General features: G+C 44.8%; 22 protein-coding genes. 16 read left to right on the top strand and 6 right to left on the bottom strand.

All coding sequences use genetic code 11. The annotated features are described in order from the left end of the window. Positions 1-11 precede the first annotated feature (11 nt). The gene (locus V7S65_RS24055) at positions 12-518 is read right to left on the bottom strand and encodes a hypothetical protein (protein WP_336388063.1); all 507 of its coding nucleotides are present in this window, start codon (positions 516-518) and stop codon (positions 12-14) included. Between the two features lie 454 nt (positions 519-972). On the opposite strand from V7S65_RS24055, the gene V7S65_RS24050 reads away from it, so the two are divergent. Together V7S65_RS24050 and V7S65_RS24045 are read left to right on the top strand one after the other, a co-directional pair. Further along, positions 973-2,715 (top strand): histidine kinase, encoded by a 1,743-nt coding sequence (locus V7S65_RS24050; RefSeq protein ID WP_336388062.1) that lies wholly within the window; start codon positions 973-975, stop codon positions 2,713-2,715. 18 nt (positions 2,716-2,733) lie between these two features. Continuing rightward, entirely contained in the window at positions 2,734-3,480 is a 747-nt protein-coding gene (locus V7S65_RS24045) for a LytR/AlgR family response regulator transcription factor (RefSeq protein WP_079472633.1), read from the top strand. 12 nt (positions 3,481-3,492) lie between these two features. Here V7S65_RS24045 and V7S65_RS24040 read toward each other — a convergent pair whose 3' ends face one another. Continuing rightward, positions 3,493-3,879 carry a hypothetical protein gene (locus V7S65_RS24040; protein WP_336388061.1) on the bottom strand — a complete coding sequence of 129 codons (387 nt, stop codon included), beginning with the start codon at positions 3,877-3,879 and terminating at the stop codon, positions 3,493-3,495. A 207-nt stretch (positions 3,880-4,086) separates the two neighbouring features. On the opposite strand from V7S65_RS24040, the gene V7S65_RS24035 reads away from it, so the two are divergent. From V7S65_RS24035 to V7S65_RS24025, 3 genes are all read left to right on the top strand, one after another. Then, complete coding sequence (locus tag V7S65_RS24035; protein WP_336388060.1) at positions 4,087-5,106, top strand: hypothetical protein; 1,020 nt, start codon at positions 4,087-4,089, stop codon at positions 5,104-5,106. A gap of 232 nt (positions 5,107-5,338) precedes the next feature. Further along, on the top strand, positions 5,339-6,061 hold the full coding sequence (locus V7S65_RS24030; protein ID WP_336388059.1) for an SDR family oxidoreductase: 723 nt from the start codon (positions 5,339-5,341) through the stop codon (positions 6,059-6,061). Positions 6,062-6,156: 95 nt separating this feature from the next. Continuing rightward, the gene (locus V7S65_RS24025; RefSeq protein ID WP_336388058.1) at positions 6,157-7,089 is read left to right on the top strand and encodes an alpha/beta fold hydrolase; all 933 of its coding nucleotides are present in this window, start codon (positions 6,157-6,159) and stop codon (positions 7,087-7,089) included. Between the two features lie 118 nt (positions 7,090-7,207). Here the strand turns inward: V7S65_RS24025 and V7S65_RS24020 are convergent, their stop codons facing one another. Then, entirely contained in the window at positions 7,208-7,816 is a 609-nt protein-coding gene (locus tag V7S65_RS24020; RefSeq protein ID WP_111579243.1) for a hypothetical protein, read from the bottom strand. A gap of 296 nt (positions 7,817-8,112) precedes the next feature. Here V7S65_RS24020 and V7S65_RS24015 point away from each other — a divergent pair, with 296 nt between their 5' ends. Further along, positions 8,113-8,733, top strand: a complete 621-nt coding sequence (locus tag V7S65_RS24015; RefSeq protein WP_336388057.1) for a hypothetical protein — start codon at positions 8,113-8,115, stop codon at positions 8,731-8,733. Between the two features lie 35 nt (positions 8,734-8,768). On the opposite strand, the gene V7S65_RS24010 is transcribed toward V7S65_RS24015, so the two are convergent. From V7S65_RS24010 to V7S65_RS24000, 3 genes are all read right to left on the bottom strand, one after another. Further along, positions 8,769-9,095, bottom strand: a complete 327-nt coding sequence (locus V7S65_RS24010; protein ID WP_336388056.1) for a DMT family transporter — start codon at positions 9,093-9,095, stop codon at positions 8,769-8,771. A gap of 75 nt (positions 9,096-9,170) precedes the next feature. After that, entirely contained in the window at positions 9,171-9,734 is a 564-nt protein-coding gene (locus V7S65_RS24005) for a Crp/Fnr family transcriptional regulator (RefSeq protein ID WP_336388055.1), read from the bottom strand. Positions 9,735-9,741: 7 nt separating this feature from the next. Continuing rightward, positions 9,742-10,608 (bottom strand): alpha/beta fold hydrolase, encoded by an 867-nt coding sequence (locus V7S65_RS24000; protein ID WP_336388054.1) that lies wholly within the window; start codon positions 10,606-10,608, stop codon positions 9,742-9,744. 170 nt (positions 10,609-10,778) lie between these two features. Here V7S65_RS24000 and V7S65_RS23995 point away from each other — a divergent pair, with 170 nt between their 5' ends. The 10 genes from V7S65_RS23995 (at position 10,779) to V7S65_RS23950 (ending at position 26,702) form a co-directional block, all read left to right on the top strand. Continuing rightward, positions 10,779-11,360, top strand: a complete 582-nt coding sequence (locus tag V7S65_RS23995) for an RNA polymerase sigma-70 factor (RefSeq protein WP_336388053.1) — start codon at positions 10,779-10,781, stop codon at positions 11,358-11,360. A gap of 175 nt (positions 11,361-11,535) precedes the next feature. Then, positions 11,536-12,699: a FecR family protein gene (locus tag V7S65_RS23990; RefSeq protein WP_336388052.1), complete on the top strand. Its 1,164-nt coding sequence runs from the start codon at positions 11,536-11,538 to the stop codon at positions 12,697-12,699. A 212-nt stretch (positions 12,700-12,911) separates the two neighbouring features. After that, positions 12,912-16,274: a TonB-dependent receptor gene (locus V7S65_RS23985; protein WP_336388051.1), complete on the top strand. Its 3,363-nt coding sequence runs from the start codon at positions 12,912-12,914 to the stop codon at positions 16,272-16,274. A 12-nt stretch (positions 16,275-16,286) separates the two neighbouring features. Then, positions 16,287-17,843 carry a RagB/SusD family nutrient uptake outer membrane protein gene (locus tag V7S65_RS23980; protein ID WP_079472642.1) on the top strand — a complete coding sequence of 519 codons (1,557 nt, stop codon included), beginning with the start codon at positions 16,287-16,289 and terminating at the stop codon, positions 17,841-17,843. Positions 17,844-17,858: 15 nt separating this feature from the next. After that, a complete protein-coding gene (locus V7S65_RS23975; RefSeq protein WP_336388050.1) occupies positions 17,859-18,968 on the top strand; it encodes a hypothetical protein in 1,110 nt (369 codons plus the stop codon). Between the two features lie 4 nt (positions 18,969-18,972). Beyond that, on the top strand, positions 18,973-20,025 hold the full coding sequence (locus V7S65_RS23970) for a DUF6528 family protein (protein ID WP_336388049.1): 1,053 nt from the start codon (positions 18,973-18,975) through the stop codon (positions 20,023-20,025). Next, positions 20,025-21,932, top strand: coding sequence for a beta-N-acetylhexosaminidase (locus tag V7S65_RS23965; RefSeq protein WP_336388048.1), 1,908 nt, complete (start codon positions 20,025-20,027; stop codon positions 21,930-21,932). Before V7S65_RS23970 ends, V7S65_RS23965 begins: the two co-directional genes overlap by 1 nt. A 3-nt stretch (positions 21,933-21,935) precedes the next feature. Next, entirely contained in the window at positions 21,936-25,058 is a 3,123-nt protein-coding gene (locus V7S65_RS23960; protein ID WP_336388047.1) for a glycosyl hydrolase, read from the top strand. 180 nt (positions 25,059-25,238) lie between these two features. Continuing rightward, positions 25,239-25,805, top strand: a complete 567-nt coding sequence (locus V7S65_RS23955; RefSeq protein ID WP_111579255.1) for a Crp/Fnr family transcriptional regulator — start codon at positions 25,239-25,241, stop codon at positions 25,803-25,805. A 63-nt stretch (positions 25,806-25,868) separates the two neighbouring features. Next, entirely contained in the window at positions 25,869-26,702 is an 834-nt protein-coding gene (locus tag V7S65_RS23950) for an alpha/beta fold hydrolase (RefSeq protein ID WP_336388046.1), read from the top strand. Positions 26,703-26,709: the final 7 nt, after the last annotated feature.

The following is a 26,709-nucleotide window of genomic DNA, read 5'->3' as shown; positions in this document are numbered from 1 at the left end:
ACGCCGGGTTATTATTCCTGGTAAAAAGTTTTAAATTTTTGCAGCTGCTTATCATATACAACCGCCAGTTTTACATCTTCCCCGGTTGCTATAATGCCGTCAACCGCCGATGCTTCAGGCGAATCATTGTTCATGATAATCTTAGCCCCCTTTCTGAAAGCGCTTATTTTTATTTTGTCTGAATAGTTTTCAGAGAAAACCACGTACTTCTCCCCACTCATTATATTAGTGCTGATGATTAACAGGCGGCTGTTCTGCTTTTCACTGTTATCTATCACAATGGCCATATCTTCCTGGCCATCTGCATCAAAATCTCCGTAACAGGTGTCTTGTTCAGGGTGATCGGCGTCCGGCTGGTAAATGGCTGTTGTTACCTGCAGGCTGTCGTTTACCGGTATGCTGTCAGATACCAGGTAACAGGCTAAGCCTCCTGTTATTACTATAACCGCAATGAGGGGCAGGTATTTTTGCCCGGATTTACTTTTGTTTAGCCAGGTTGGGTGATTATATTCCATCATATAACAAGTATAGGCAGTATACCGGGAGATACAATCCGGTGATTGGTATTCGTTGCCTGCGGGTCTATATCTGCAATATTTTATTCCTTATCTGAAATGGAAACGGATGCAAATATCGGGTGATACGTTACGGATATGGGATGAAAACCACAGGATTTCTACCCGGCCGGGTGGAGAAGAATTTTAATTATATATTTAGGAGATAATCATTATAAAACCAGGGAATAAAAAGAGAACAGTTTTTATCTTTATGATTTTTTGCGCCGCTAAATTTATTTCATTGATGAATGTAAGAACCGCATTGGCGGTTTTCCCGCTTTTGACCCTGCTTTTTATGGCCTCGTGTAAGGATCAGGAAAAGCCCCGGAAAGGTCAGGAAAAGACCCTTAATGCAACACCCCGGCAAGATTATTTGTCCCTGGTTATTTCCATGGATACCTTATCGTATGACGGAATGAGAAAAGCTGTTTACAGGGAAGATAGTCTGCTCCGGCATACTCCTGACAGCAATACTAACCCGTTCTTTCACTATTTCAGGGGAAGGCGCTACAGCATGGAAAGGCAACAGGACAGCGCAATAGCCGAGTACAAAAAAATGGTTGGCACAAAGGATGATGTGGAAGTGGAATTGCTGAAAACTTACGCCATCCTGGATAATACCACCAATAACGGCACAATGGTGGAAGGAGCATTAATGAACAGCATGCTTGCCGGCCTGCAAAAGGCGGAAAGCTCTCATAGCAGGCTAACCTACCGTTTTTACGATCTGATGGCCAAAGCCTATTACCAGAACTACAATGGAAAAGAATCGTTGGAGTATGCGGAGCGCTATTATAAGAATCATCCTTACAAATCGCACCCGGTAATCCGGCAGCGGTATTATGATATTTCTTTTATGCTGGCCTCCAGTGCGAATGATTACGACAAGATGATGTTGTACAATGTAAAGGCGCGTAACCTTGCGAAAAGCATCGGCGACAGCATGGCAATTGCGCGGTCTTACGATAACTTATCGCAGGTGTATGAGCGGCAGGGACAATATGAGAAAACCCTTGAATGTAGCAGGATCTTTATTGATTACCTGAGGAGAACCAATAACCTGCAGCCAACTGCGTATAATAATTTAGCTGTCAGCTTTCTCCGTAATAACCAGTTGGATTCAGCTATCTACTATTATAAGGAGGCTATTGCGCTTGCAAAAAAGGACAAAAATAGGAAAGAAGGCCCCAGTTACTACAAGGGACTTATTGAAGCCTATAAAAAGAAAGGCGCATACGAAGAGGCCATGAAGGCCGCGGATTACGCCTTTTCCGTAGAAATAGATAATATTAAGCAGATAGAAGCAGTTAAAGTTGCCGAGATACAGGCAAAGTATGAAACAGAGAAAAAAGACCGGAACATTGCGGAGCTGAGCAGCCGGAATGCGTTGAATGAAAAGGTGATCCGCCAGCAAAGATGGACGCTGGGATTGGCATCACTGGTATTCATCGGCATACTTTTATTCTTCTATATTATACACCGGCAGCACCGGTTGAAGGAAAGAAACAAATTGCTGCAGTTGGAGAACAGCCGCCTGAACATCGAGCAAAAATTACTACAGGCCCAGCTAAACCCGCATTTTATATTTAACTCCATTGCCAACCTGCAAAGTCTTGTTGCTTCCGGCGATACAAAAGAATCTGTCCGTTACCTGTCGGCATTTTCGGGGCTGTTACGCAGTGTACTGGAACAGAGCAGGAAGGATTTTATCAGCCTGGAAGAAGAAGTTACCTCTTTAAAGAATTATCTTCAGCTGCAACAGATGCGCTTTGCGGGGATTTTCGATTACGAGGTAACAGTAGCGGAGGATCTTTATCCTGAAGATATACTGATCCCTCCGATGTTGGTGCAGCCTTTTGTTGAAAATGCCATAGAGCATGGATTCAGAAATATCCAATACAAAGGCATATTGAAAGTATCATTCAGGACCGAAAACAACCAGCTGTTTATCCTGGTAGATGATAATGGTACCGGCATTACCCGTAAGGAGGAGGGGCAGCAAAAGAAAAGGTCGCTTGCCGGAATTATCCTCAAAGAAAGACTGGAGGCTCTTTTCAAGTCCGGCGGACAGGAAGCGGATTTTGAAATTGAAAATAAAGTGAATAACGGAACGCATGGCGTTACCGTACGTATTGTAATACCGGAAATCAGAGATTAAACCAGAAAACAACCATACATGAAGCTTTATATACTTGAAGATGAAGCGCTCATATTGAAACACCTCTTACAGGTTGTTCAAAGCATTCCTTTTGTACAGGTGGTGGGAAATTCACCTGAGGTAGCCCAGGCCGCCAGGGAAATACCCGCATTGAAACCAGACATTATTTTAGCGGACATCCGGCTGAAAGACGGTGACAGCTTCCGGCTATTTCATGAAATAGGGAATGAAGGCTTCCAGGTTATATTCCTTACCGCTTATGATCAGTATGCCATACAGGCGCTCAATATGGGCGCTTTCGGATACCTGCTGAAACCAATAGACGAAGCCGCTTTAACGGACATGCTGAACAAATGTTTTCACCAGCGGAAACGCGAGCATTTTGATCAGCAACAGCTGGAAATAGCCCGGCAACATTATATGGCCCAGGGTGGAACAATCGCCAGACGGATTGCATTGAAAAGCCTTGAATATATAGAAATCGTTTCTATAGAAGATATTATGTATTGCAGGAGCGATAAGGGTTACACAACCTTTTACCTGAAGAATAAACGTGAAATCCTGGTGTCAAAAGGACTGAAAGACTATGAGAGTTTACTGTTGCCCTCCGGCTTTTTGAGGTGCCATCAGTCTTACCTGGTTAATTTCCACTACGTGGAAAAGTATTACCGGGAAGGTTATCTGAAAATGCAGAACAACGAGCAGGTACCCGTTTCCAGCCGGAAAAAGGAAGAAGTGCTTAATTACCTGGAGAATATCTCCTGACCCCCGGGGCAGTTATAGTGTTTTTTTCCTTAAAACCACGTTCTCATTGTCGTCATCATCTTCTTCCAATATTAATTCCCAGTTTATTTTCTCAGCAATCTCAGTTAGCAAATTGACATACAAAACTTCATTTTCCGGGTTGGATTTCGATCCAACCACCGCAATTAAATTAACCCGTTCACTGTTAAAGTTTTCATGTCTGCCATAGCTGCCATCGTCTGAATTGACGGCAAGAACGCTGATCCATGGAAAGCCTTCTATGTTACTGAATTGCTGGTTACCGGTGCGTTTTAATTTTCCCGTATTATCCAGAATGTTAAGTACATCACTGGTTAATACGCGCTGGCTATAAGTTTCGTTACCCCGTATTTCGTAGTACCAATAAAGGTGCGACCACATGATTTGTTTATTTATAAGTTAGTTTACTTATCATTACGGCTTTGCAAAAAACGGAATGGTATTACGAATTTATGATATAGCCCCTAATTTATTCTTTTAGTATATTTATATCAATAGGCTTGTGTTTACAAAGATAGAAAGTACTGTACAACTAATAATGAGTGCAGGAATTCAGGGAAACTGGTTCCATTATAAATAATTATAGTTATGAAGATAAAAACTACCCTATTCATATTATCAATTGCAGCTGGTGTATTATTTCAATCTTGTCATAAAAAAAGTAACCAGGGGCCGGACGATCCACCCGTAGGAAAGCCCGCAGTTACCAGGATAGAAGATGTGCTAAACGGCAAGGACCAAAGCCTGATCAATATCCTGAATAAAGTAAGAGGCAGTGTGGGTAAAAGAGGACCTGCCTCCAAAACGATATGGAGTAGAAAAAATGATTATGGTGTAGGATTGTATATCAGTGCTAATCATATCTATAATATATCTGGCTGGAGTTCCCGGAATGCGCAGTTTTTCAATTTATTCTCTGAGAACCCGGGCATTTTTGAAACCTCTCAAATTCCACCGGCGAATGGAAACATAACATTGGGAAATACGTTGATCGCCGATTTCCCCTTAATGCACTTTGATATTTCTCCCAACGCTACCAATACAACCATATTACCGTCCGAAGATTTTTATTTAGGCGTTATCGACAATCAACGAATTGAACAGGGACCATTACCCCAATATCCTAACGTTGTTCAAACTGCCGCACCACTGCAAATGTATGACGCTGATAACCGTACAAAAGCAATTCAAACCTGGGCTGTTCCCGTTGCAGGTGAAAAGGCTATTGCAGTTGGATATCCCCAGGATAACAGTAATTATCCTAACGGAGCAGTTGCCTATGGAAAAATATTATCGGATACTGAAGCGGCAGATATTATTCAGAAATTGAAGGCTGCCGGAGATACCGAAGGAGATGTGCCGTATAACCCGGATGTCGAATTTTTTGTAGAAGCGCAGGGGATAGCTGGTATGAGTGGGGGCGGAGCATTCAATTCAGAAGGACAGTTATTGGGTATTATGGTAAGAGCGAGTGACAAGGAAAAGGCGCCTAAAATCATCCGGGTGGTAAAAGTAGTTTACATCAAATCCAGGATGGTGGAGTTTTATAATGGATTGCCGGAAACAAGCAAGAGCAAAGTAAGGCCATTTATTAGTGGTGAGTTATAAGTAATATTCATATCCCTCCATTCTGAAAATGTTATCCCGGAACATGGATACTGTTGCTGGATTACCGCATCAAAGCTCAACCAGACATTTGGCTACAAAATAAGGGAGTTAAGCTACAGCTGCATGCATAAACCTGTTTAGGTTTGCAGTGTATTTCGCTTCGCCGTGAATTTGCTTTGACAATCCGGGATAAGCGGAATGGTTATCTTTTTAATTTTAACATTGGACTTTTATGAGAACCGTTTTAATAACCGGTGCTAACAAGGGCGTAGGCTTTGAAACGGCCAGGCAGTTGGCACAGTTGGGGAATTTTGTATATCTGGGCAGCAGGGATATTATTAACGGACAGAATGCAGCAGATCAGTTGAAAGCTGCCGGAATACTTAATGTGGCCGCTATCCAGATCGATGTAACCGACATCGATTCTATCAGGCGGGCAAAGGCTGAATTGGATAGTAAAATCGATTCCCTTGATTTACTAATAAACAATGCCGGTATTGCAGGAGAACAGCCGCAGCATATTTCTGAATGCAGTATGGAAATTATCCGCAGCTTATTTGAAACGAATTATTTTGGCACGATTCAAACTACACAGGTGATGTTGCCGTTGTTAAGGAAATCTTCCGCTCCGTCGGTCATTAATGTATCGAGTGAAGTAGGATCTTTAACTATGAACATGTCTGCCGGCAGACGTCCCGGCTGGAGCGATTTTTCAGCATATGGTTCTTCTAAAACTGCCATGAATGCTTTTACCGTTATGTTAGCGAACGAGCTGCGTGAGGAAAATATAGCAGTCAATAGTGTTACACCGGGTCACACGGCAACGGATCTCAATCAGTTTAAAGGGACTAAGCATGTTGCTGAAGGCGCAAAGCCGGTTGTACAACTGGCGATGTTAACAGACAGAACTGTAACAGGCAGGTTCTTCAAAGACGGTGGTGAAGTGCCCTGGTAAATTGGGTGTCGTATTTAGCTCTATCTTTGTCGCATACACCCTGTAAGTGATACGGTATTGTTGCCGAAATTTGTATCGTAATAAAAACACACGATATGAATAAACGTATTATAGCTATTCTCCTGGTTGTGGCGACAATAGTAATCTCCTGTCAGCCGCGTCCGAAGGATCAAGAAAACAATTCTGCTGGGCCCGCGAAAACGCCTGCCGGCCAGCATGCAAAACCGGCTGAAAGCGGTTATGCAGACGTAAACGGACTGAAAATGTACTATGAGGTATATGGGAAAGGTAAGCCCATTGTACTGTTGCACGGCTCTTACATGACCATACCCCTGAATTGGTCGCACATCATACCCCTGCTGGCCGGCGACCGGAAAGTAATAGTGGCGGAAATGCAAGGCCACGGCCGCACAAGAGACATTCCCCGGGAATTTAGTTACGAAGGAATGGCAGATGATGTATCCGGCCTGCTCAGGCACCTCAAAATAGATAGTGCCGACATAGTGGGTTATAGCATGGGAGGCGGAGTGGCCTTCCAGTTTGCGGTGCGTCATCCTGAGCAGGTACGCAGGCTCGTGGTGTTGTCTGGCGCCTATACCCACGACGGCTGGTGGCCCGATGTAGAAGCCATGTATGCTACCATTAATGCGGATATGTTCAAGGGCTCACCCATACAAAAACAATATGACAGCCTCGGAAACGATCCGGCCCATTTCCCTGAATTTGTGAAGAAAGTTATCAGTATAGACCTGAAGCCTTATGATTGGTCCAAAGACGTAAAAAATATACAGGCTCCAATATTCATGGCCATTGGCGACGCCGACGGTATACGGTATGAGCATGCACTGGAACTGTTTCGCGCCAAAGGCGGTGGGAAAATGGGGGATATACATGGGCTGCCTAAATCCCGCCTCGCCATTATACCAGGTACCACACATATAGGTATGATGCAGCGGACGGATTTGCTGATACCTATGATCACTGATTTCCTGGATGCTGATTTGAATGCAGCCCCGCCTACGTTTTAGAGGGGTTATCCGGGAATTATAGAATATAGAAGGGCCGTATTCAGAAGTAATAGCGGCGATTTCATTCGGTAAGGACCCGTGCATCGCACGGGCCTTTTTTTGCTATAATAACCGCTGTTTAACTTTTGAACCAATCAATGTATGCTGCCAGGCTGGTCAATTCATGATAACCCAGCTCATCGAAATTAGCTGGTAGTTGCTGGATGTCAAGATAGTCAATATCTTCCGCAGCTTTTTGTTCTCCCAGAATTGTATCCAGAACGATGTATGCGGCAGTTAAGAAGTCTGCTTGTTCAGCATCCGGGATTACCTGGCTAACACCGATTCTTATCCCTAATTTCTCAGCATCTTCATTGTTTTTCAGCGGTAAAAACCACAGTTTATACGGATCCAGTTCAACGGTTTTGTATTGAGTTTTGAACTCAAATCCTTGTGCAGGCACGAATGCAATTACATTCCAATGTTCCAGTTTCGGAGCGACGTTTACCAGATTGGTTACGTCATCAAAATATGCTAAATTTCCTTCTGCAGTAATTATGAGTTCTTGTTGCTCGTTTGGTGAACCACCGACCAGAAAATATAATCCTGTTGAATAGTCATGAAGTTTCTCAAGAAGTGAATCCATAAGTTCTTCCTTTGTCTCATCATCTGTATCGTTAAGAAAGTAGTATTTATTACTGTTTGCTGAGAACCAATCCCAGAAATCATTTGCAGAAATCATCTCCATAGGTTTCGACAAATATAACAGATTGATTAAAATATTATAGTGAATTCGTTGAAGATTTTTATATAAACAAAAGCTCCTTGTTGTATCCTTCGATTTTCGGGTCACTGGAAAAGATTATAAGCGCCTTAAGTCATCGGACTTAAGCTTTTTTATTGTAGGATTAATTCAAATCAATTTCTATTCTTTTTATAATATATTTACTGTAACCTGAATGAGATGAGAATACCATAAGAACGTTCTACTGTTTAAGAGGTTCTTTTGAAAAAAAGACATATTCGGGATGATCTATAATTGAAATGAGAACATTCATTATTTTATCTTTACTGCTGGCGTCAACAAGCTGTGGTCTAATGCAAAAGGAGCACTCCGCTAAGCCGGATATTCCTGTTGATACAATTAAAAACATCATAAAAACCATGGATTCAGATTATTCCCCAACTTTTGAGAAAGCCCATCCGAACGCTAAGCGATTAATGAATGATGAGTTTTTTTTTAGCGTAATAGAAGAAACAGCTCCTTTTGGTAGCGATGATGGAGCAGACACTTATGCCGGGTTTAAGGACTGGCGGGCAACACATGGTTCAGAAAGCCCTGTTCAATTTCTACATGATCAAATTGAAAATTGGGGATATCCACAATTTGATATCAGGGAAACTTCCATTGAAAAGTTGACGCCCTATTTAAAGCAGAACGATTTAGGGATTCGTTATATGACAGGTATTGACGCTGCAATCGTTGCCACTGCTTTTGGACAATTATATCTTGAAGGTTCAATAGATCACGATATTAAGGATCTGGCAAAGGTGTCCATCAAGAGAGAACTTTCACCAGGAATCTTAAAATTATGGGAAGAGCATGCAGATGCCCGTCAGACAAAGTTAAACAGACTGATGAAAGTTCTTGATGATGTTAAGTGAATAGCTTCTGAAAAGCACAGAATGACTATTATTTATCAATGCGACGCCGCTTTCAACCCAACAATAGAACCTATCAATGTTATTATAAAGAACATCCTCCAGAAATGAGCAGGTTCGTTAAAAATAAAGATCCCCATCAGGGCGGTGCCTACAGCCCCGATACCTGTCCATACCGCATAGGCGGTTCCCAGGGGCAGGCTTTGGGTAGCTTTCATCAGTAAAAGCATACTGGCCACTAATGAAAACACGAAAGCGCTATACCACAAATACATGGCGGTGCCGGTTGATTCCTTTGCTTTTCCGAGGCTGGAAGTAAATGCTACTTCAAACAAGCCTGCGATAATTAAAATAATCCAGTTCATAGTGATTGATTTTAGAATAGCAAGTTCGCACGTATCGGGCACTAAAAATTTTACAAATGATAAAAATTAAGTAATCTATTTCAATCCGGACCTGATCCTGCTTAAACTAACCTGCGTCATGCCGAGGTAAGAAGCAATGTGGCCAAGCTGTACCCGTTGCAGTATTTCAGGGTCGGTTAACATCAGTTCTTTGTAGCGTTCCAAAGCCGTTCTGCATTGTCTGAAAATAAGCCGTTCTTCAATTTTTATCAATTCCTGCTCGGCAAATTTGCGTCCCCAGTTAGCGATATGGATATCTTCATTGAACAGCTTACGCAGATGCTCCGTATTTAGTTCGTACAAATCACAGGGTTCCAGCAGTTCTATGGTTTCATAGCCTTTTTCGTTCTGAACATAGTTCTTCATGGATATAACCGCGTCGCCTTCTTTCCCAAACCAGAAGGTTATATCTTCATCACCCGGATTGGCAAATGCCCGCACCATACCTTTCCGTATGAAATATATTTTGGAAGATATCCGGTTCACTTTAAATAAAATGTGCGCTTTGGGGAAAGTTATTTCGTAAATGTTTTCCTTCAGCAAAGCTTTTGATTTCTCCGGTAGCGGATATATATTATCAATTATATTGTCGATATCCATAAGTCATTTACTTGCTTATTAAAAAAGTACTGATAAGATGTAACACTTCGTCAAAATTTGTTTCCAGTACCATATGGCTGCCATCGATAATATGGGTCTGGGCGCGGGGTAAGTCCTTCTGATAACAATAAGCTTCTTCCACGCCAAAAAATACATCATATTTTCCCCATATAATTAAAGCAGGAGGCTGGTGAACACGGAAATATTCCTGGAAGACCGGGAACATGCTGATGTTATTCCCGAAATCACAATTTAGCTCAAACTGCATATCAATATTACCGGGGCGCTTCATAAGCTCCCAATCGAGTCTCCATAATTCAGGGCTGACACTGGATAGTAGCGCTTCGGGCACCCCCGCAGTATATTGCATTTTTACGCCTTCCTCACTCAGGAAGGCAGCAACTTTTTCTTTCTTTTCAGGGGTGGGGTTTTGCCAGTAGTCTATGGTTTCATCCCATTGCGGGCCAATGCCCTCATCATACGCATTGCCGTTTTGTACAATTATCCGTTCTATCTTTTCAGGGTGGTTTACGCATAGCCGCAGGCCAATAGGGCAGCCATAATCGTGAAGATAGATGGTGAACGACTTCAGGCCGATCACGTCTGTAAACTTATTAATATATGCAGATATATTACCAAATGAATATTCAAAAAGATCTTTATCCGGGAATGCACTGAATCCAAATCCGGGGTAATCAGGAGCCACCAGGTGAAACCTGTCTGACAGGGCTGTCATCAGATTTTTAAACATTACAGATGAGGTCGGGAACCCGTGCAAAAGCAACAGGGATGGGTGTTTCCTGTCGCCGGCCTCCCGGTAGAAAATATCGATACCGTCAACTTTAATGGATCTGTTAAGAATCTGCCTGCTCATATTTGGAATATTTGTAGATCAGAAATGGAGCTTACTACCAAAGATAACCGATAATAGCCTCTTTAAGAATTGGCATCTGCCGCGGTATCTTTTCTCCTAAATATTATCTTTTCATGTACAGGTACAAAAACTCGATTTATTTTTATATTCTTGTGTACCATACCAATCACATGACTCAGTACCGGCAACAAACTGATGCAGATTTGATAATGTTCCTGCGCGAGGACAAGGGCGATGCTTTTACTGAAATTTACGACCGCTACTGGAAGAAATTACTGGCCATTGCATATCATCATTGCAGGGATAAAGTAATTGCAGAAGAAATAGTGCAGGAAGTTTTTATCGGCCTTTGGAACAGGCGGAAGGAGCTTTATATCGATAAAGTAGATGCCTATCTCGCTACCGCAGTGAGATTATCTGTGTTTAAACAATATGTGCGGCAGAAGCGGAGGGATGAGATAAAAGAACAGGCCGCCGATCCCATCATCACCACCTGGGATGAAGAAAAGATCTACACCAGGTTCCTGCAGCAACATATTAATGGAATAGTAGAAGTTTTACCGGAGAAATGCCGCCTGGTGTTTAAACTAAGCCGGGAAGAAGGACTAAGTATACCGGAAGTAGCCCAAAGAATGGGCATTGCCGAGAAAACGGCCGAAGCGCATCTTACCAAAGCATTGAAAGTACTGAAGGTTAAGTTGAATCGCCCCTATTTATGGGTGATCATAATCGTTAAAATGTTACTTTCTTAATTTCTTCAAAAAAAATCCTCCGCTCACTAAGGGTAAAGATCAACCTCATGGTACATCTCTGTGTAACTGTAATATCCATATTATGCCGGGCAAGGTAGCGCATAAAAAATATTTCCCCCGCTAAGGGGAAAGCTGAAGTTATGGTACATATCTGCATAAGGATAAAATTTATACGTTGAAGGATAATATATATCACCTGATCGAAAAATACCTTGCCGGCACCATTACACCGGCAGAGGAGGCGCAGTTAATGGCCTGGTACCAGGATCATAATCAAACCGATGTTGAATGGCCGTCAGAAAATGCGGATGAAGAGGAACAGGTACGTTTGCGTATGCTCCTGCGTATGAATCAACAAATCAATACCCCTGTAACCAGATCCGGCACTACCAGGCGCCTTTGGTACCTGTCTGCTGCTGCATCTGTACTGCTTATCGTGGGATTTGCCACCTACTTTTACTACCCGCAGATTCACCGTTCAACCAGCCCGGTTGCTATCGCCCGGGATGTTAAAGACATTGGTCCCGGAGGAAACAAAGCGATACTGACCTTGGCTAACGGTGATAAGGTAGTGCTGGAAGAGGCCAAAAACGGGCTCATATCCCAGCAGGGCAACACCTCGGTGAATAAAACCGGCAGTGGCAGCCTGCTTTATAATAAGGAGGCCGGTAGCGCCGCTGCCTCCATCGTTTACAATACCCTGAGCACACCCTATGGCGGCCAGTACCAAATGACTTTGCAGGATGGCACCAAAGTGTGGCTTAATGCAGGTTCCTCACTGCGTTTCCCTGCATCCTTTCCCGGAAATGAAAGGAATGTAACACTTACCGGTGAGGCATATTTCGAAGTGGCTAAAGACAATGCCCGGCCATTTTTTGTAACGGTAAATGCCGGATCAGGAGCGCCTATGACCGTAAGAGTATTGGGAACACATTTTAATATTAATGCCTACCCTGATGAACAACACAATATTGTTACGCTGCTTGAAGGCGCCGTAAAAGTAGGTTGTGGTCAGGAAAATGCCTTGCTGGCGCCTGGTAAGGAAGCAATATTAAACAGGACTTCCGGCAAAATCAATATAAAAGATGGAGATACAGAAGGAGCTGTTGCATGGAAAAACGGCTACTTCTTATTTGAAAATGAAAAAATAGAAAGCATCATGCGGCAGATCAGCCGCTGGTATGATGTAGAGATCAGCTATCAGGGCGATGTTTCAGGAAAAGCTATTGGCGGTAGTCTATCGCGGTCAAAGAATGTTTCCGAAGTATTAAATATGCTGGAATTAACAGGTACCGTACACTTTAAAATAAACGGAAGGAGGATCACAGTTATGCCATAAAAATCATCTGCAAAAGCAGGGGCAATAAAAAACCGGGAGCGTTCCAGCGCCCCCGGATAGTTTGAGCTTACCCTGCGAAAAACAAATTTCGAAAGCTATTGTAGTCACAGTTTCTGATTATTAAACCCAAACAATCAAATGTAATGAAATTTTACATACCTGACGTGTGCCCAAAAAAAGCCGGCGCCACGTATAAAAAATTCCTGTTGATTATGAAACTCACCTTTGTTTTAATGATCGCAGCGTTAATGGAAGTCAGCGCCTCCGGTTATGCTCAAAAGGTTACGTTATCAGCCAAACAGATCACTCTCCGGGAAGTATTCCGTCAGATCCGCAAGCAAACGGGTTATAATGTAGTGTGGAATGTTGAAATTTTAAAAGACGCACAGCCGGTAGCCTTACAGGTAACCAATGCCACTGTAGAAGAAGTACTGCGGAAAAGTTTCGCCAGTCAGCCCTATACCTATTCAATTCATGAAAACACAATCGTGGTAACGCGTAAACCCGAACCAACGGTGGTTAACATGACCATCAAAGGACGCGTTACCGATACAGAGAATCACCCGATACCCGGCGTTGCCGTAAGGCTGAAAGACTCTCAGATCGGAACTGCCACGCAAGTTGATGGTACCTATACGCTGAGTGTGCCTGATGGAGGCGGCGTGTTATCATTCAAATACCTGGGTTACACCCCCAAAGAAGTACCGATCAATGGGCAGACTGTTATCAATGTGCAGCTCGAACAATCCACCTCACAGCTCACCGAGGTAGTAGTTGCTTATGGCAAACAAAGTTCGCGTGAAATTATAGGCTCGGTAGCAAAGCTATCTGCTACTGATATTAAAGACCAGCCAACGGGTACTTTCGCGGAAAGGTTACAAGGCAAGCTGCCGGGAGCCCAGGTAGCGCAAACTACCGGCCGGCCAGGGCAGGGGATGGACCTGCGTATACGCGGCGCCGCATCATTTACGTCCAGCGTGCGCCCATTGGTAGTGGTAGACGGACAGCCTATGCCGGCTAACCCCGATAACATCAACAACATTAACCCCGACGAAATCGAGTCGTTTACTATTCTGAAAGATGCCGCCTCCACCGCTTTATACGGTTCACGCGCCGCCAACGGTGTGATAATCATTACTACCAAAAGAGGGAAATCCGGCGCTACGCAAATAAATTTCAATTCCTATTACGGAACCGCCTCAATGATGCGTGAACTGATCCCGCCGGTTATGAACGCCACGCAACTGGCTACTTACATGAAAGGTTTTTATGAAGATAAGATCAAATACGAAGGCTACACCGGCGGTATACCTGCGGTATATCAGAACCCTGAACAATATGGCGAAGGTACGGACTGGTTCAGCGTGCTGACCAGGAATGCGCCTGTGCAGAACTATAGCCTGTCTATCAATGCAGGTAACGATAAGGCTGCCTACAGTATCGTGGCTGGCTATTTTGACCAGCAGGGTATCCTTGTAAATACCGGCTATAAGCGTTTTTCATTGCGCGTGAATGGTGATTTCAACCCTGGCAAGCGGGTGAAGGTGGGCTTTGGTGTTGCACCTTCTTTGCAACTGGAGCATAACAACAGGCAGGGGGACGGCTTTAACGTGGATGGCCAGCGTGCTATTTTTGCATCAGCTTCCATGATGCCTACAATGGGCTCTCCTTACAATCCGGATGGCTCACTGGCCCTGGGCATTTCAGGGTTTACCAACCAGTTTGTATGGGCCAACCCGCTGAGGCAATTGCTCGAAGTGAAGGATGATGCTAACAGGTTACGTGTATTGGCCAATTTGTTTGCAGAAGTAAAGATTACCGATCATCTCACCTTCCGCACATCTGGTAGCGCCGACCTTGGGAACATGACCCGCAACAGGTTTATTCCATCTACTTCAATAGGCGGCTTTAACGCAATACCTATGGAAAATCCGCCGCCAGGCAATAATACTGCTTTGGGAGAAGCCATAGTTAATAATGATTACTCCTGGCTGAATGAAAATACGTTGAACTACCGGCAGCAATTTGGTAAAGATCATTCACTGGATTTACTGGGTGGTTTTACCGTACAGCGGTCTACAGGTTTTGCAAGCGATATGGTTGGCCGCGATTTTCCGGATAACAGCGTTTCTTATTTAAGTGCTGCTACCCGTTTTACTACCAATACTTCCAGCTTTAACGCCTGGACAATGGCATCGCTCCTGGGTCGTTTAAACTACAGCTATAAAGAACGTTACCTTTTGCAGGCTACCATCAGGAGAGATGGATCGTCACGTTTCGGCGATAATAACAAATGGGGAACTTTCCCTTCTATCGGTGCCGGCTGGATCGCCAGTGATGAGTCCTTCCTCAAAAATGTGCCGAACCTGAGTTTACTGAAACTAAGAGCCACCTTCGGTTTAACCGGTATGAATGAGATCGGTAACTATACCACCATACCAGGTATTAGTAATGCCAATTATACTTTTTCAGGCACCCTGGCTCCGGGAAAAGTACAAACCAGTTTGGGTAACCCGAACCTGGCCTGGGAACGTAACCGGCAGTTTGATGCCGGTTTCGATCTGGGACTGTTTGACAACCGGATTAACTTCTCTTATGATTATTATAATAAGCTGACGACTGGATTGTTATTCGTACTACCTGTTCCGCAATCTTCGGGTTTTTCAACCGTGCAGGATAACCTGGGAGATATCAGCCAATGGGGGCATGAGTTTATTGTAAGCACTAAAAACCTGGTTGGAAAACTTAAATGGAACACAGATTTTAATATCTCTTTTAACAGAAATCTTGTTAAAAGAATTGGGTTAAATAATATTTCTTTTGCCGACAACCCGACAAGAACATTATCTGAGTTCACCGATTACCGGACACTTGTTGGTAAGCCTATCGGCCAGTTTTATGGATATATATTTGACGGCATCTTCAAAAATCAGGCGGAAGCAGATGCCGGACCTAAATATTATGGAACCGGTACCACTACGCTCTCCCAGGCGGGAACAGTGAGATTTAAAGATTTAAATGGCGATGGCAAGATCACCTTCCCGGATGATCAGACTGTGATCGGAGATCCTAATCCCAAATTTATATTTGGCTTAAGCAACACCTTTCAGTACCAAAACTTCGATCTGAATATCGCTATATCAGGTACTTACGGCAACAAGCTGAAAAATGGTATGCAGGAAAGTACGTACAACCTGGACGGCGTGTTTAATGGTCCGCCGGAATTACTCGATCGCTGGCGCTCCGAGGCCAATCCGGGTAATGGAAAAGTGGCGCGTACTTTAGCTAACACCACCGGGGCTTACCGTACCGATAATACGCTGTTTGTTTATGATGCTTCCCATCTCACAATCAACAATATCACACTCGGGTATATGCTGAGAAAATTCAGGACACCTGTTATCAAAAGCTTAAGAGTGTATGCATCAGCACAAAATGTATACATCTTCACCAGCTACCCGGGCAACCCCGAAGTAAGCGCAGGCGGGCTGGCACTTGTAACGCAGCAGGGGCAGGATCTTGGTGCTTATCCACTGCAAAGAACATTTACGTTTGGCTTGAATCTCGGTCTTTAAAAATCAGTAAAAATGAAAAAGATTTCCTGTTTAATATTAGTGATACTGAGTTTGGTGGAGATATCATGTAAGAAATTTCTCTCCGAAGTCAATCCCAACAATGTAACATTGGGCAACTACTTCAAAACCCAGAACGATTATGATCTGGCCGTGAACGGTGCCTATAGCCAGTTGCGAGGGCTTTATAATAACAGAAGCGCCTGGGTAATGGGCGAAATGCGTTCAGATAACACGCACTACGATTATAAATCATCTGACCAGGCAGTAGCCACCGTAAACCGTTATGCCGTAGCAGATTTTCTGGATGATAAATATAATAACCAGACACCTCCAAAGTGGAATTTAGGTTTTAATGCCATATCAGCAGCAAATGTGATCATAGATCATATTGATGATATTAAGTTGTCTGATGCCAATCGCAATGCTATCCTGGGCCAGGCTAAGTTTATCCGTGCCCTGGTGTATTTCGACCTGGTGCGTTTTTATGGCGGAGTACCTATCTATAAGCGTGCACCGCTTAGCCGGGAAGAGACTTACATCCCGCGTTCTTCCGTGCAGGAAGTATACGACCTGATCGTTGCCGATGCTACCGATGCCGCCGCCAAACTGAGCGCTACCACTTTCCCGCAAACCGGGCGTGCTACAAAAGGTGCAGCACTCACCCTGCTGGGCGACGTATATCTCACCCTGAAAAAATATGACCTCGCTGAAGGTGCTTTAAAACAGGTAACTGCAATGGGCTATGCGTTGTTTTCAAGTTATGGCGATGCATTTCAGCTGAATAATAAAAACGGTAAGGAATCCATATTTGAGATCCAGTTTAACACCGGGCTGGCCGTACCACAGGCTAACGTAGAGGCATCTGTTTACAACTTTTTGCCGCGTATGGTTAACACTACCGTAGTCACTGGCGTAAACTTTAACAGCGTTACCACGGTAGGTGGCTTTAACACGCCTACACAGGACCTGATCAGCGCATATGAATCGGGCGATCAGCGCCTCGATGCCTCCATCGCTATAGCAGAAGGCACATTCAATGCCACCGATGATTTTACAGCTACTGCGGTTAAATCAGCCGTAGATTATGTTGCGCCGGCAGGTAAAGTAGGACGGCCGTTTCCAAAGAAGTACCTGCATACGCATACAATCGGTAATCAAACCAATGATAACTGGCCGGTTTACCGCTATTCAGAAGTTCTATTGCTGCTGGCAGAAAGCCTGAATCAACAGGGCAAATCAGGTGAAGCATTGCCTTATCTGAACGCAGTAAGAGAACGCGCCTTTGGGGATGCGTTACACAATATCACCAGCACCAATCAGGCAGCATTGCAAACAGCTATTTTAAAAGAAAGAAGAGTGGAACTGGCCTTTGAAAATAAACGCTGGCTCGATCTGGTGCGGACAGGCAACGCTATCACCGTGATGAATGCCTTTGGTGTTCAACAAAAGGCAAAGTATAGTTATCTGCAGGCAGGAAGTTATAATGTTACCCAGAACCGGCTGCTGTTTCCGATACCTAATGCAGAAGTATTACTGAACGATAAACTTACTCAGAACCCAGGTTACTAACTAAAACTCACAGTCATGAAAAACATTATGATGAAGGCGGGTAAATCCTGCCTGCGATCTACCTGTGTGAATTGGAAAGCAATTGTATTCGCTTTACTCGTAGTTTCCTGTTCCCGGCGGACAGATCAGATGCAAGTCGAGGATCAATCGCCGGAAAAGGTGCAACCCAAAACAGAACTGGCAACCTGTTGCTGGGTGGCGATTACCAATGAAGTTCCAAACACCATTGAGGTGTATGATCCGGCGGATGCTGCCTGGACTACGCCTAAATGGACCTGGAAACCCACCACTGCACTGTCGTACAATGCCACCAGTGAAATACCTCTCTGGACGGCGCCTACAGACATCAAGGTGAGGAACAATACCGTATTTGCAGGTACCGCGCAGGTGATCACCGCCACTTCCTACAGGTTGGCCACCATAGCCCGTTACACAGGCACGGGTACTAAAGGGCAGAAGCTGTGGGTAATGGGTTTTAACGACACTACCAGCCTGCATGCGATGGAAATACTGCCTGACGGCAACTGTGTGGTTGCCAGCGCCGGGAAAACATGGCCGCAGGGATGGATCCGTATCTATTCATCATCACAACCCTCGCCCAATCATGGCGTATACACACAATACTTTTATACCTCCGTTCATGCAGTACTTTGGGATGCCACACACCAGGTGCTCTGGGCGCTGGGAAATTCGCTGAGAAAATACAGTTATAATCCTCCCGGATCCGGCGGCACCATCACAAACCCTAAGTTGCGTTTGGATACTTCTTATGACACTTTGCCAAGCCCCTGGGGGCACGACCTTGCAGCCGATGTGAATAACCCGGACCAGTTGCTGGTTACCACCAATGGAGGTGTTCATATTTTTCATATATCCACCGAAACCTTCAGTGACATGCCCGGAGCGGCATATGGAACCTTTACGAAAGCTATCAGCAGTCAACCCGGACAAAATACGCTTATAGAAACACGACCCAGCACAGGCTGCCCGTTGTATCCCGTCAGGGATTGGTGTACCTCCGTGGTTAATTTTTATAATGCCACCACCGGCGCTGCAACGGGCTCCCGTACTGTAAGCGGAGCCGCTATTTATAAAGCGAAAGCATTTGATCCAAACTATTATTGATACAATGAGAAGAATAATATGGATAGGCGCCGCTATTGCTTTGGCTATTTTTCAAATGGCCTGTAGTAAAAAATCAGGAACCAATACAGATCCCGGTCCCACAAATAATCCGCCAGTCGTGCAGTCCTATCCTGGACTGCAGCTGGCATTAACCAATGATGCCTCTAAGCAGATAGAGATTTATGATCCGATGATCACAGACTGGAATTCCGCGGATGCAAAAAAGTGGAGATGGTCGCCTACTACGGCACAGGGTTTCAGTACAAATGAAATTAAGAGCTTTGGCGGCGGCACCGATTTCAAAGTGCGGAAAATGAAAATCTGGCAAGATGCCAGCTATGCAGTAATCAGCGACAACGGTATGGCGGCGTTGATTGGCTATCCATCCGGACAGCGGGTATGGTCAAAAGTGATCGGTGGCAACCTGCATTCGGCAGAACTGTTGCCTAATGGTAACATCGCCCTCGCGGCGTCTGATGGTAACTGGATCAGGGTGTATGCTTCTTCACAGGGAGCTGATAACAACACCTACGCGGAATTTACACTGGGCGCGGCACACGCCGTATTATGGGACCCGTTGATTAATGGATTATGGGTTACCGGCCAGGACTTATCCGGCAATACACACATCCTCACCGCACTGGCTGTTGGCGGCACTGCTGCCAACCCCGAATTAACGGAACTAAAACAGTACCGCGTTACATTGCCTACTGCCTGGGGACATGAAGTAAGCGCATACTATGGCAATACCAACCTGTTATGGGTTACTACCAACGGAGGGGAATATGTCTTTAATAAAACTACAAAAACCTTTTCCATGTCGCCCACAAACAACCTGACCTTTGTAAAAGGCATGGGGAACCAACCCAGCGGGCAGATTGTACTGGTGCGGCCCGACGCTAATAAAAATCCGCGTCCTGCCATCAGTTGCCCGCTCAACAACTGGTCTTCCAGCACAGTTGATTTCTATACATCAGGCGGGGATTGGCAGGGATCGAGAATAGTGAACGGTGCCTGTTTCTATAAAATAAAAATAGTTTACGACAATTATCAGTAATGTACTTTAGCAAAAAGATATATACCTGTTGCCTGGTGTTACTGGGCTTTGGTGCCGGCAGAAGTGTTGCGCAGCAGACTACACCGGCGCTGATTCCCATGCCGCGTTCTGTAAAAATGGATACGGGCAGCTTTCTCTTCAACGCCAATACACTGATCCGGACAGATGTTCCCGAAAAGCGCGTGGTTGAATATTTCACAGATCGTTTACTCAGCACCTGGAAGTTCAGCAACAAGGTAGTAACAGGTACCACGGGCTCGCAGCCGGAACTGTTCATCACTACCACTGGTGCAGAGCAACTCCCCGCAGAAGGATACCGGCTGTCGGTAACACCAAACCGCATTATCCTCACCGGAAGAAACGCGGGCTTGTTTTATGGCATGCAAACCTTGTTGCAGTTGTTGCCCGCATCAACAAACGGAACGGCAGCCGTTCCTTGCCTTACCATAGAAGACGCTCCCCGCTTCGGCTACCGCGGACTCATGCTGGATGTTTCCCGGCATTTCTTTACGGTGGAACAGATCAAAGACCTGCTGGACCTGATGGCTTACTATAAACTGAACCGTTTTCACTGGCATCTTACCGACGACCAGGGATGGCGGCTGGAAATCAAAAGTTGTCCTGAGCTGACGAAAGTGGGCGCCTGGCGTGTGCCACGTATCGAGTTCGGCGGCAATACCCTGCCACCACAACCCGGCGAAGCCGCCACCGATGGCGGATTTTACACCCAGGAGCAGGTGAAGGAAATTATCCGCTACGCTGCTGAAAGACACATCGATATACTGCCTGAAATAGACGTGCCGGGTCATTCTATGGCCGCCATAGCAACCTATCCCGAGCTGTGCGTTACGCAGAATCGTGATATCAAAGTGAACCCTGGCAGCAGCTTCGCCAAATGGTTTCCCTCGGGAGGTTTTGAAATGTATGTAGATAATTCCCTCAACCCCACGGATGAACGGGTTTACAAGTTTCTTGATAAAGTATTCGGTGAGGTAGCGGCATTATTCCCTTACCCCTACATTCATGTTGGCGGAGATGAATGTTACAAAGGCTTTTGGGAGAAAAGCCCTGGTGTGCAGCGTTTCATGAAGGAACACCACATCAATGATACCCACGAGCTGCAAACTTATTTTATTTCAAGAGTGAATAAGATTATTCAGTCGAAACACAAAAAACTGATTGCCTGGGATGAAGTAGCAGCAGGCAATGCAAAAGACAGCATCACGGTGATGAACCGGTTTGGTGAAAAGGGCGCCATTGAACAAATAAGAAAAGGGCTGGACATCGTGCTGGCGCCCAGTCGTAACGGACTTTATTTTGATTATGCGCAGAGTGCTTCAGATCAGGAACCATCCAGCCACGGAGGCAATGAGCCGGTATGGAAAGCCTATCAGTATAACCCGGAATACCCTGCATTGTCCGGAGAAGAACGTAAACATATTATGGGCGTGGAAGCCTGCATATGGACGGAAAACATCGCTGATGTTTCGAAACTCCAATATATGATGCTGCCACGTATGCTGGCGCTGGCGGAAACAGGATGGTCAGATGAAACGGCCAAAGACTATCCACATTTCGCTGGCACAGCATTACCATTACACCTGGAGCGCTTCGATAAAGCCGGTATCAACTACCGCGTGCCTACAGTTTTTAATTATACGGATACAACAATAATAACCGGTACTTTCAGGTTTGAAGTACAACCACCTGTACAGGGAGCCAGGATATTTTATACACTGAATAACCGTCCGCCGGGCGACTATGATCACGAATACCGGGAACCCGTAACTATTACGGTTCCCAGAGGGAAAACAATCACGCTCAAAACCATTGTTATCACTCCCGCAGGCCGCAGAAGTGTTATCACACGTACCGTGCTGGATAATAACGATAAACTGAAAAAATAACCTATGCTAACAAATATCCGCCTATTCTTGTACAGTGCTTTGCTCCCCGCTGCTATATTTATTTCTTCCAATGCCAATGCACAACAACCATTGGAACGTTTTGAAGAGGTTGCAGCGGGGTTTAAAAGCCCTGGCAGGGATTATGGCACAGTGCCATTCTGGGTATGGAATACGAAAATCACCAAAAGAAATATCGATTCCATGCTGAATGACTACCGGAAAAATGACTTTGGCGGCGTGATCATTCATCCACGCCCCGGGTTAATTACGGAGTTCTTATCAAAAGAATGGTTTGATTTATTTGAGTATGCCCTTCAGCAGGGAAAAAAGTTAGGACTGAATATCTGGATATACGACGAAAACTCATACCCTACAGGCTTTGCCGGCGGATTAGTGGGAGAGCAAATGCCCGAAGCCTACAACCAGGGTCAGATGTTGTATATGGAAGAAGCAACCCGGTTGCCTGATGATCTTTCTGCTTTCTTTTTATTTCTTAAAGAAGAAAATGGATCTTATAAAGATGTAACGAATAATTTGAAGGAAGAAGAAGCGAAAACCGGGCATTACCGGTTATTCAAAAAAGTAAATTATCAACGATCCAACCGGGGCTCGGTGGCAGGTCCTATTGGCGTGTCTTATGTAGACCTGATGGCCAAAGGCGTTACGGATAAGTTCATCGACATTGCATACAAAAGTTATGAAAAAGTGGTGGGCAATGAATTTGGCAAAACCATCAAAGGCGTTTTCTCTGATGAACCCACCATCATCAACGAGGGCCGTAACTGCGTACGCTGGACGCCTGATCTGTTCGACCGGTTTTATAAAGACTGGCACTACGATCTGAGATTACATCTGCCATCCCTGTTTAAAGAAACAGGCGACTGGAAACGGGTACGCCATAATTACTACCAGGTTTTGCTGGAACTATTTATCGACCGGTGGTCTAAACCTGTGTCAGCCTATATGAGTGCTCATCAGCTTACCTGGACGGGGCATTATTGGGAACATGGTTGGCCAAGCCCTTATCACGGGCCAGATAACATGGCCATGTATGCCTGGCATCAAATGCCGGGTATTGATATGCTGTTCAACCAGTTTAATGAAGATAAACCGGTGCAGTTTGGCAATATACGCGCCGTCAGGGAGCTGGGGAGTGTGGCTAATCAATTGGGTAAAACACGTACCCTGTCTGAAACCTATGGTGGCGCTGGTTGGGAGCTTACGTTCAAGGACATGAAACGCCTGGCCGACTGGGAGTTTGTCTTAGGAGTTAACTTCCTGAATCAGCACTTATCGTTTATGACGCTCACGGGGGCACGTAAATACGATTATCCGCCCAGCTTCTCTTATCATGAACCCTGGTGGCCCTATTACCGTTTCATGAATCATTACTTCACACGGTTGTCTTACTTATTATCAAAAGGACAACAGTACAACAACATCCTGGTAATTGAACCCACCACTTCGGCCTGGATGTATTACGCCAGGGATGCGGAAAACAAACGTTTCTTCGATATCACCAAAAGTTTTAATGATTTCGTGACAAAGATGCAACGGTCGCATTTGGAATATGATTTAGGTTCAGAAAACGTGATCAAAGATCATGGCCGTGTTGATAGCAACAGCTTTGTAGTAGGGCAACGGGCTTACAAGGTGGTAGTGATTCCGCCGGGTATGGAAAGTATCAACAGCGCCACCTTCCGTTTACTGAAAGACTATATCGCAGCCGGGGGAAAGGTGATTTGTTTTGAACAATTAAGATTAGTAGATGGAGCAGTGAACAATGAACTTTCCATCATCAGCCAGATCCCGGAAATGAAACCGGATCTGTTCCATAATGAAGGCTTTAGCATATCAGGATTAAAAGGCGACAGCATTGGTGGTAACATTTATCATCAACGTCGTAAACTGGCCAACGGGGAATTATTGCTGTTAACCAATGCCAGCATGACCGGAGCCTCTTCAGGCAGCATCCACATGCGGGGACAGGACGTGGTACAGATGGATATGAATTCGGGAAGTATTTCCCGCATTAACTATTCGCTGCATGATCAGGAGGTGCATTTCGACTTTAATATCCCGCCCGCCGGAAGCGAGGTGCTGTTTATTGCGGATAAGAAATTACCGGGATATAAAATAAACGCACCAGCCGCAGAATGGGCTACCGTGAACGCTTCCGCAACAAAAATAAGCAGGCCGTTTGATAACAACCTGACGATTGATTTTTGCAACCTTCACTTGCATAAGCCGGATTCAAACTATACTAATATACATGTAGGTGTAGCTTCCAATACGGCTTTCAAACACCACGGGTTTACGGATGGCGTAGGCAACCCCTGGAATAACCGTACCCAATTTAAACAGGCGACTGTAAGCCGGGATACTTTTTCCACTGGTACCGGGTACAGGGCTGTCTATCATTTTAATATAGCCGCAGGCGTTGATTACCGGAATTTCAAAGCAGTAATAGAGCAGCCGGAACTTTGGCATGATGTAAAGATTAATGGCGAGTACATTAAAAATGAACCCGGGCAATGGTGGCTGGACCGCTCCTTTGGCGTGTACCGGATTGGCCGCTATTTAAAAACCGGGGATAATGAACTGGCTGTAACCGTTTCCCCAATGAGCGTTTATGCTGAAATTGAACCGGTTTATATTTTGGGAGATTTCAGCCTGGAAGCGGCATCACGCGGCTGGAGCATCGTTAAACCGCAACCATTACAGTTTGGTTACTGGGATAAGCAGGGACTACCTTTATATGGACACGGTATCACCTATACGAAAACATTTACTATAACAGATCCGGCCAAATCATACGCCGTGGAATTAGGTAAATGGAAGGGAACGGTGGCAGCGGTAAAGGTCAACGGGGTACTTGCCGGCGTTATCACTGCTGAACCCAACAGGCTATCTATCGGGGAATTCGTGAAAAAAGGAACGAATAAGATTGAAGTAACCGTAACCGGTAGTCTGAAGAATGTTTTAGGGCCATTTTACAATAAGCCGGCGCCAGGATTGGTTGATCCGGGTAAATGGTACAATGTGAAAACGCAGCCGCCAGGGAATGAATATGATATTTACGATTACGGACTAATAGAGGATTACGGGATTAAGGTTATGCGCTGAGATTAGTTTGCGTCATTGTAAATGACCAGCATTTGTCCTTTCTTATTCCAGGTGATATCATCTGTGATAAGCCTGGTTATGCAATGAGGTATCCTGGCCAAAATTCATTTGCGCAAGATAATGAATCTGTTTATTTTCATATTTGCCGGGAATTTTAGTTAAAATGAAGAGGATTATTTTATGGAGCGATATGAATTTTTCAGACAATTTCACGACATCAGTATAACAGACTATCATTTGCTGACTGATTGCCTTAGTACCAGGTCGTTTAAGAAAGGGGAGTTCATTACCGTTCCCGGACAGATCCAACGGGAGCTTTACTTTGTAAAAAGCGGTGTCCAGATGTCTTATTTTGACACCGGCGATAAAATCTATACCCTTGCCTTTACCTATTTCCCGTTTTTATGTGCCATAGCAGAGTCTTTTTCGTTCCAGGTACCTTCGAAATACTTTTTAGTTTGTTTGACGGACAGCGAATTGGAGTACATCACCTACAACGATCTGCAAACAATGGTTAACCAATCGCAACAAATAGAAAGGCTCTTCAGGCGAATGACGGAAGCCATGCTGGCAGGTATGATTGATCTCCATATTGAACTGCGTGCAATGACTATTGAAGAACGATACAAAACTTTTTGCCGGAAAAGCCCGCACCTGCTTCAGCTTGTGCCGCACAAGTACATTGCCTCTTACCTGGGTATAGACCCCACTAATTTCAGTAAGCTGTTTAACAACGTGATATTCTGATGTTGGTGCACACCAAGATTTGTTTGCCGGCAAGTTCAGAACTTTGGAAGCAAATAAACAGGCATGCAAACGAACAAAACAATTATTTCTTCCAATAACACGACAAACAGCTGTGGTAACTATGCAGAGGTCAACGGACTAAAGATGTATTATGAAATATATGGTGAAGGAAAACCGCTGTTACTGTTGCCCGGCGCGCTTTCCGGAATCAGCACTGCATTTGGGAAGCTGATTCCTTTACTAGCCACAGAAAGGCAGATCATCGCTGTTGAATTCCAGGGATATGGCCATACAACTGATATCCCAGGTCGCCCACTTTCCTATGAACAACTTGCAGATGATGTGATGGCATTACTTGATGTTTTGAATATCACTCAAACAGATATTTTCGGGTATAGTACAGGTGCAGGAGTAGCTTTGCAGGTAGCTATCCGCAAACCTGGTGTGATCAGGAAACTTGTACTGGCTTCTGTTAGTTACAACAGCAACGGACGTCATCCGGATCTTAAAACCCTTTTTAGCCCGGAAGTGATGGAGGCAGCCCTGAAGGGGAGTCCATATGAAACGGAGTACCTGAACACGGCCGCGAATCCCGGAAACTGGTCCGTACAACTTCCCAAAGTAAGGGCGTTTGAACAAACAGTGCAGGACTGGCCTGAGGACGAAATCAGAAGCATTAAGGCGCCTGCCCTGATTATTGCCGGCGATGCGGATATTATTCAACCAGCGCATATTTTAGCCTTGTACAAATTATTTGGTGGCGGGAGCTTAGGCGAGTTATCAATGCCTGCTTCACAACTGGCAATATTGCCGGGAACCATGCATACAGTATTAACACAAAAAACAGATTTATTGATGGCAATGATCCCCGGTTTTCTTGATCAGGATCACGGATAAAGCAGCG

The organism is Chitinophaga sp. CCNWYY40 (assembly GCF_037483205.1).
GTDB classification, from domain to species: Bacteria; Bacteroidota; Bacteroidia; order Chitinophagales; family Chitinophagaceae; genus Chitinophaga; species Chitinophaga ginsengisegetis.
This window is presented reverse-complemented; position numbering and strand designations above follow the sequence as displayed.

Excerpts from the sequence above, each read along its gene's own strand:
- V7S65_RS24045 (WP_079472633.1), top strand. The coding sequence starts at position 2,734 with ATGAAGCTTTATATACTTGAAGATGAAGCGCTCATATTGAAACACCTC.
- V7S65_RS24040 (WP_336388061.1), bottom strand. The coding sequence starts at position 3,879 with ATGTGGTCGCACCTTTATTGGTACTACGAAATACGGGGTAACGAAACT.
- V7S65_RS24050 (WP_336388062.1), top strand. The coding sequence starts at position 973 with ATGAGAAAAGCTGTTTACAGGGAAGATAGTCTGCTCCGGCATACTCCT.
- V7S65_RS24030 (WP_336388059.1), top strand. The coding sequence starts at position 5,339 with ATGAGAACCGTTTTAATAACCGGTGCTAACAAGGGCGTAGGCTTTGAA.
- V7S65_RS24035 (WP_336388060.1), top strand. The coding sequence starts at position 4,087 with ATGAAGATAAAAACTACCCTATTCATATTATCAATTGCAGCTGGTGTA.
- V7S65_RS23980 (WP_079472642.1), top strand. The coding sequence starts at position 16,287 with ATGAAAAAGATTTCCTGTTTAATATTAGTGATACTGAGTTTGGTGGAG.
- V7S65_RS23985 (WP_336388051.1), top strand. The coding sequence starts at position 12,912 with ATGAAACTCACCTTTGTTTTAATGATCGCAGCGTTAATGGAAGTCAGC.
- V7S65_RS23950 (WP_336388046.1), top strand. The coding sequence starts at position 25,869 with ATGCAAACGAACAAAACAATTATTTCTTCCAATAACACGACAAACAGC.
- V7S65_RS24020 (WP_111579243.1), bottom strand. The coding sequence starts at position 7,816 with ATGGAGATGATTTCTGCAAATGATTTCTGGGATTGGTTCTCAGCAAAC.
- V7S65_RS24055 (WP_336388063.1), bottom strand. The coding sequence starts at position 518 with ATGATGGAATATAATCACCCAACCTGGCTAAACAAAAGTAAATCCGGG.
- V7S65_RS23955 (WP_111579255.1), top strand. The coding sequence starts at position 25,239 with ATGGAGCGATATGAATTTTTCAGACAATTTCACGACATCAGTATAACA.
- V7S65_RS23970 (WP_336388049.1), top strand. The coding sequence starts at position 18,973 with ATGAGAAGAATAATATGGATAGGCGCCGCTATTGCTTTGGCTATTTTT.
- V7S65_RS24025 (WP_336388058.1), top strand. The coding sequence starts at position 6,157 with ATGAATAAACGTATTATAGCTATTCTCCTGGTTGTGGCGACAATAGTA.
- V7S65_RS24010 (WP_336388056.1), bottom strand. The coding sequence starts at position 9,095 with ATGAACTGGATTATTTTAATTATCGCAGGCTTGTTTGAAGTAGCATTT.
- V7S65_RS24000 (WP_336388054.1), bottom strand. The coding sequence starts at position 10,608 with ATGAGCAGGCAGATTCTTAACAGATCCATTAAAGTTGACGGTATCGAT.
- V7S65_RS23960 (WP_336388047.1), top strand. The coding sequence starts at position 21,936 with ATGCTAACAAATATCCGCCTATTCTTGTACAGTGCTTTGCTCCCCGCT.
- V7S65_RS23965 (WP_336388048.1), top strand. The coding sequence starts at position 20,025 with ATGTACTTTAGCAAAAAGATATATACCTGTTGCCTGGTGTTACTGGGC.
- V7S65_RS23975 (WP_336388050.1), top strand. The coding sequence starts at position 17,859 with ATGAAAAACATTATGATGAAGGCGGGTAAATCCTGCCTGCGATCTACC.
- V7S65_RS23995 (WP_336388053.1), top strand. The coding sequence starts at position 10,779 with ATGACTCAGTACCGGCAACAAACTGATGCAGATTTGATAATGTTCCTG.
- V7S65_RS24005 (WP_336388055.1), bottom strand. The coding sequence starts at position 9,734 with ATGGATATCGACAATATAATTGATAATATATATCCGCTACCGGAGAAA.
- V7S65_RS24015 (WP_336388057.1), top strand. The coding sequence starts at position 8,113 with ATGAGAACATTCATTATTTTATCTTTACTGCTGGCGTCAACAAGCTGT.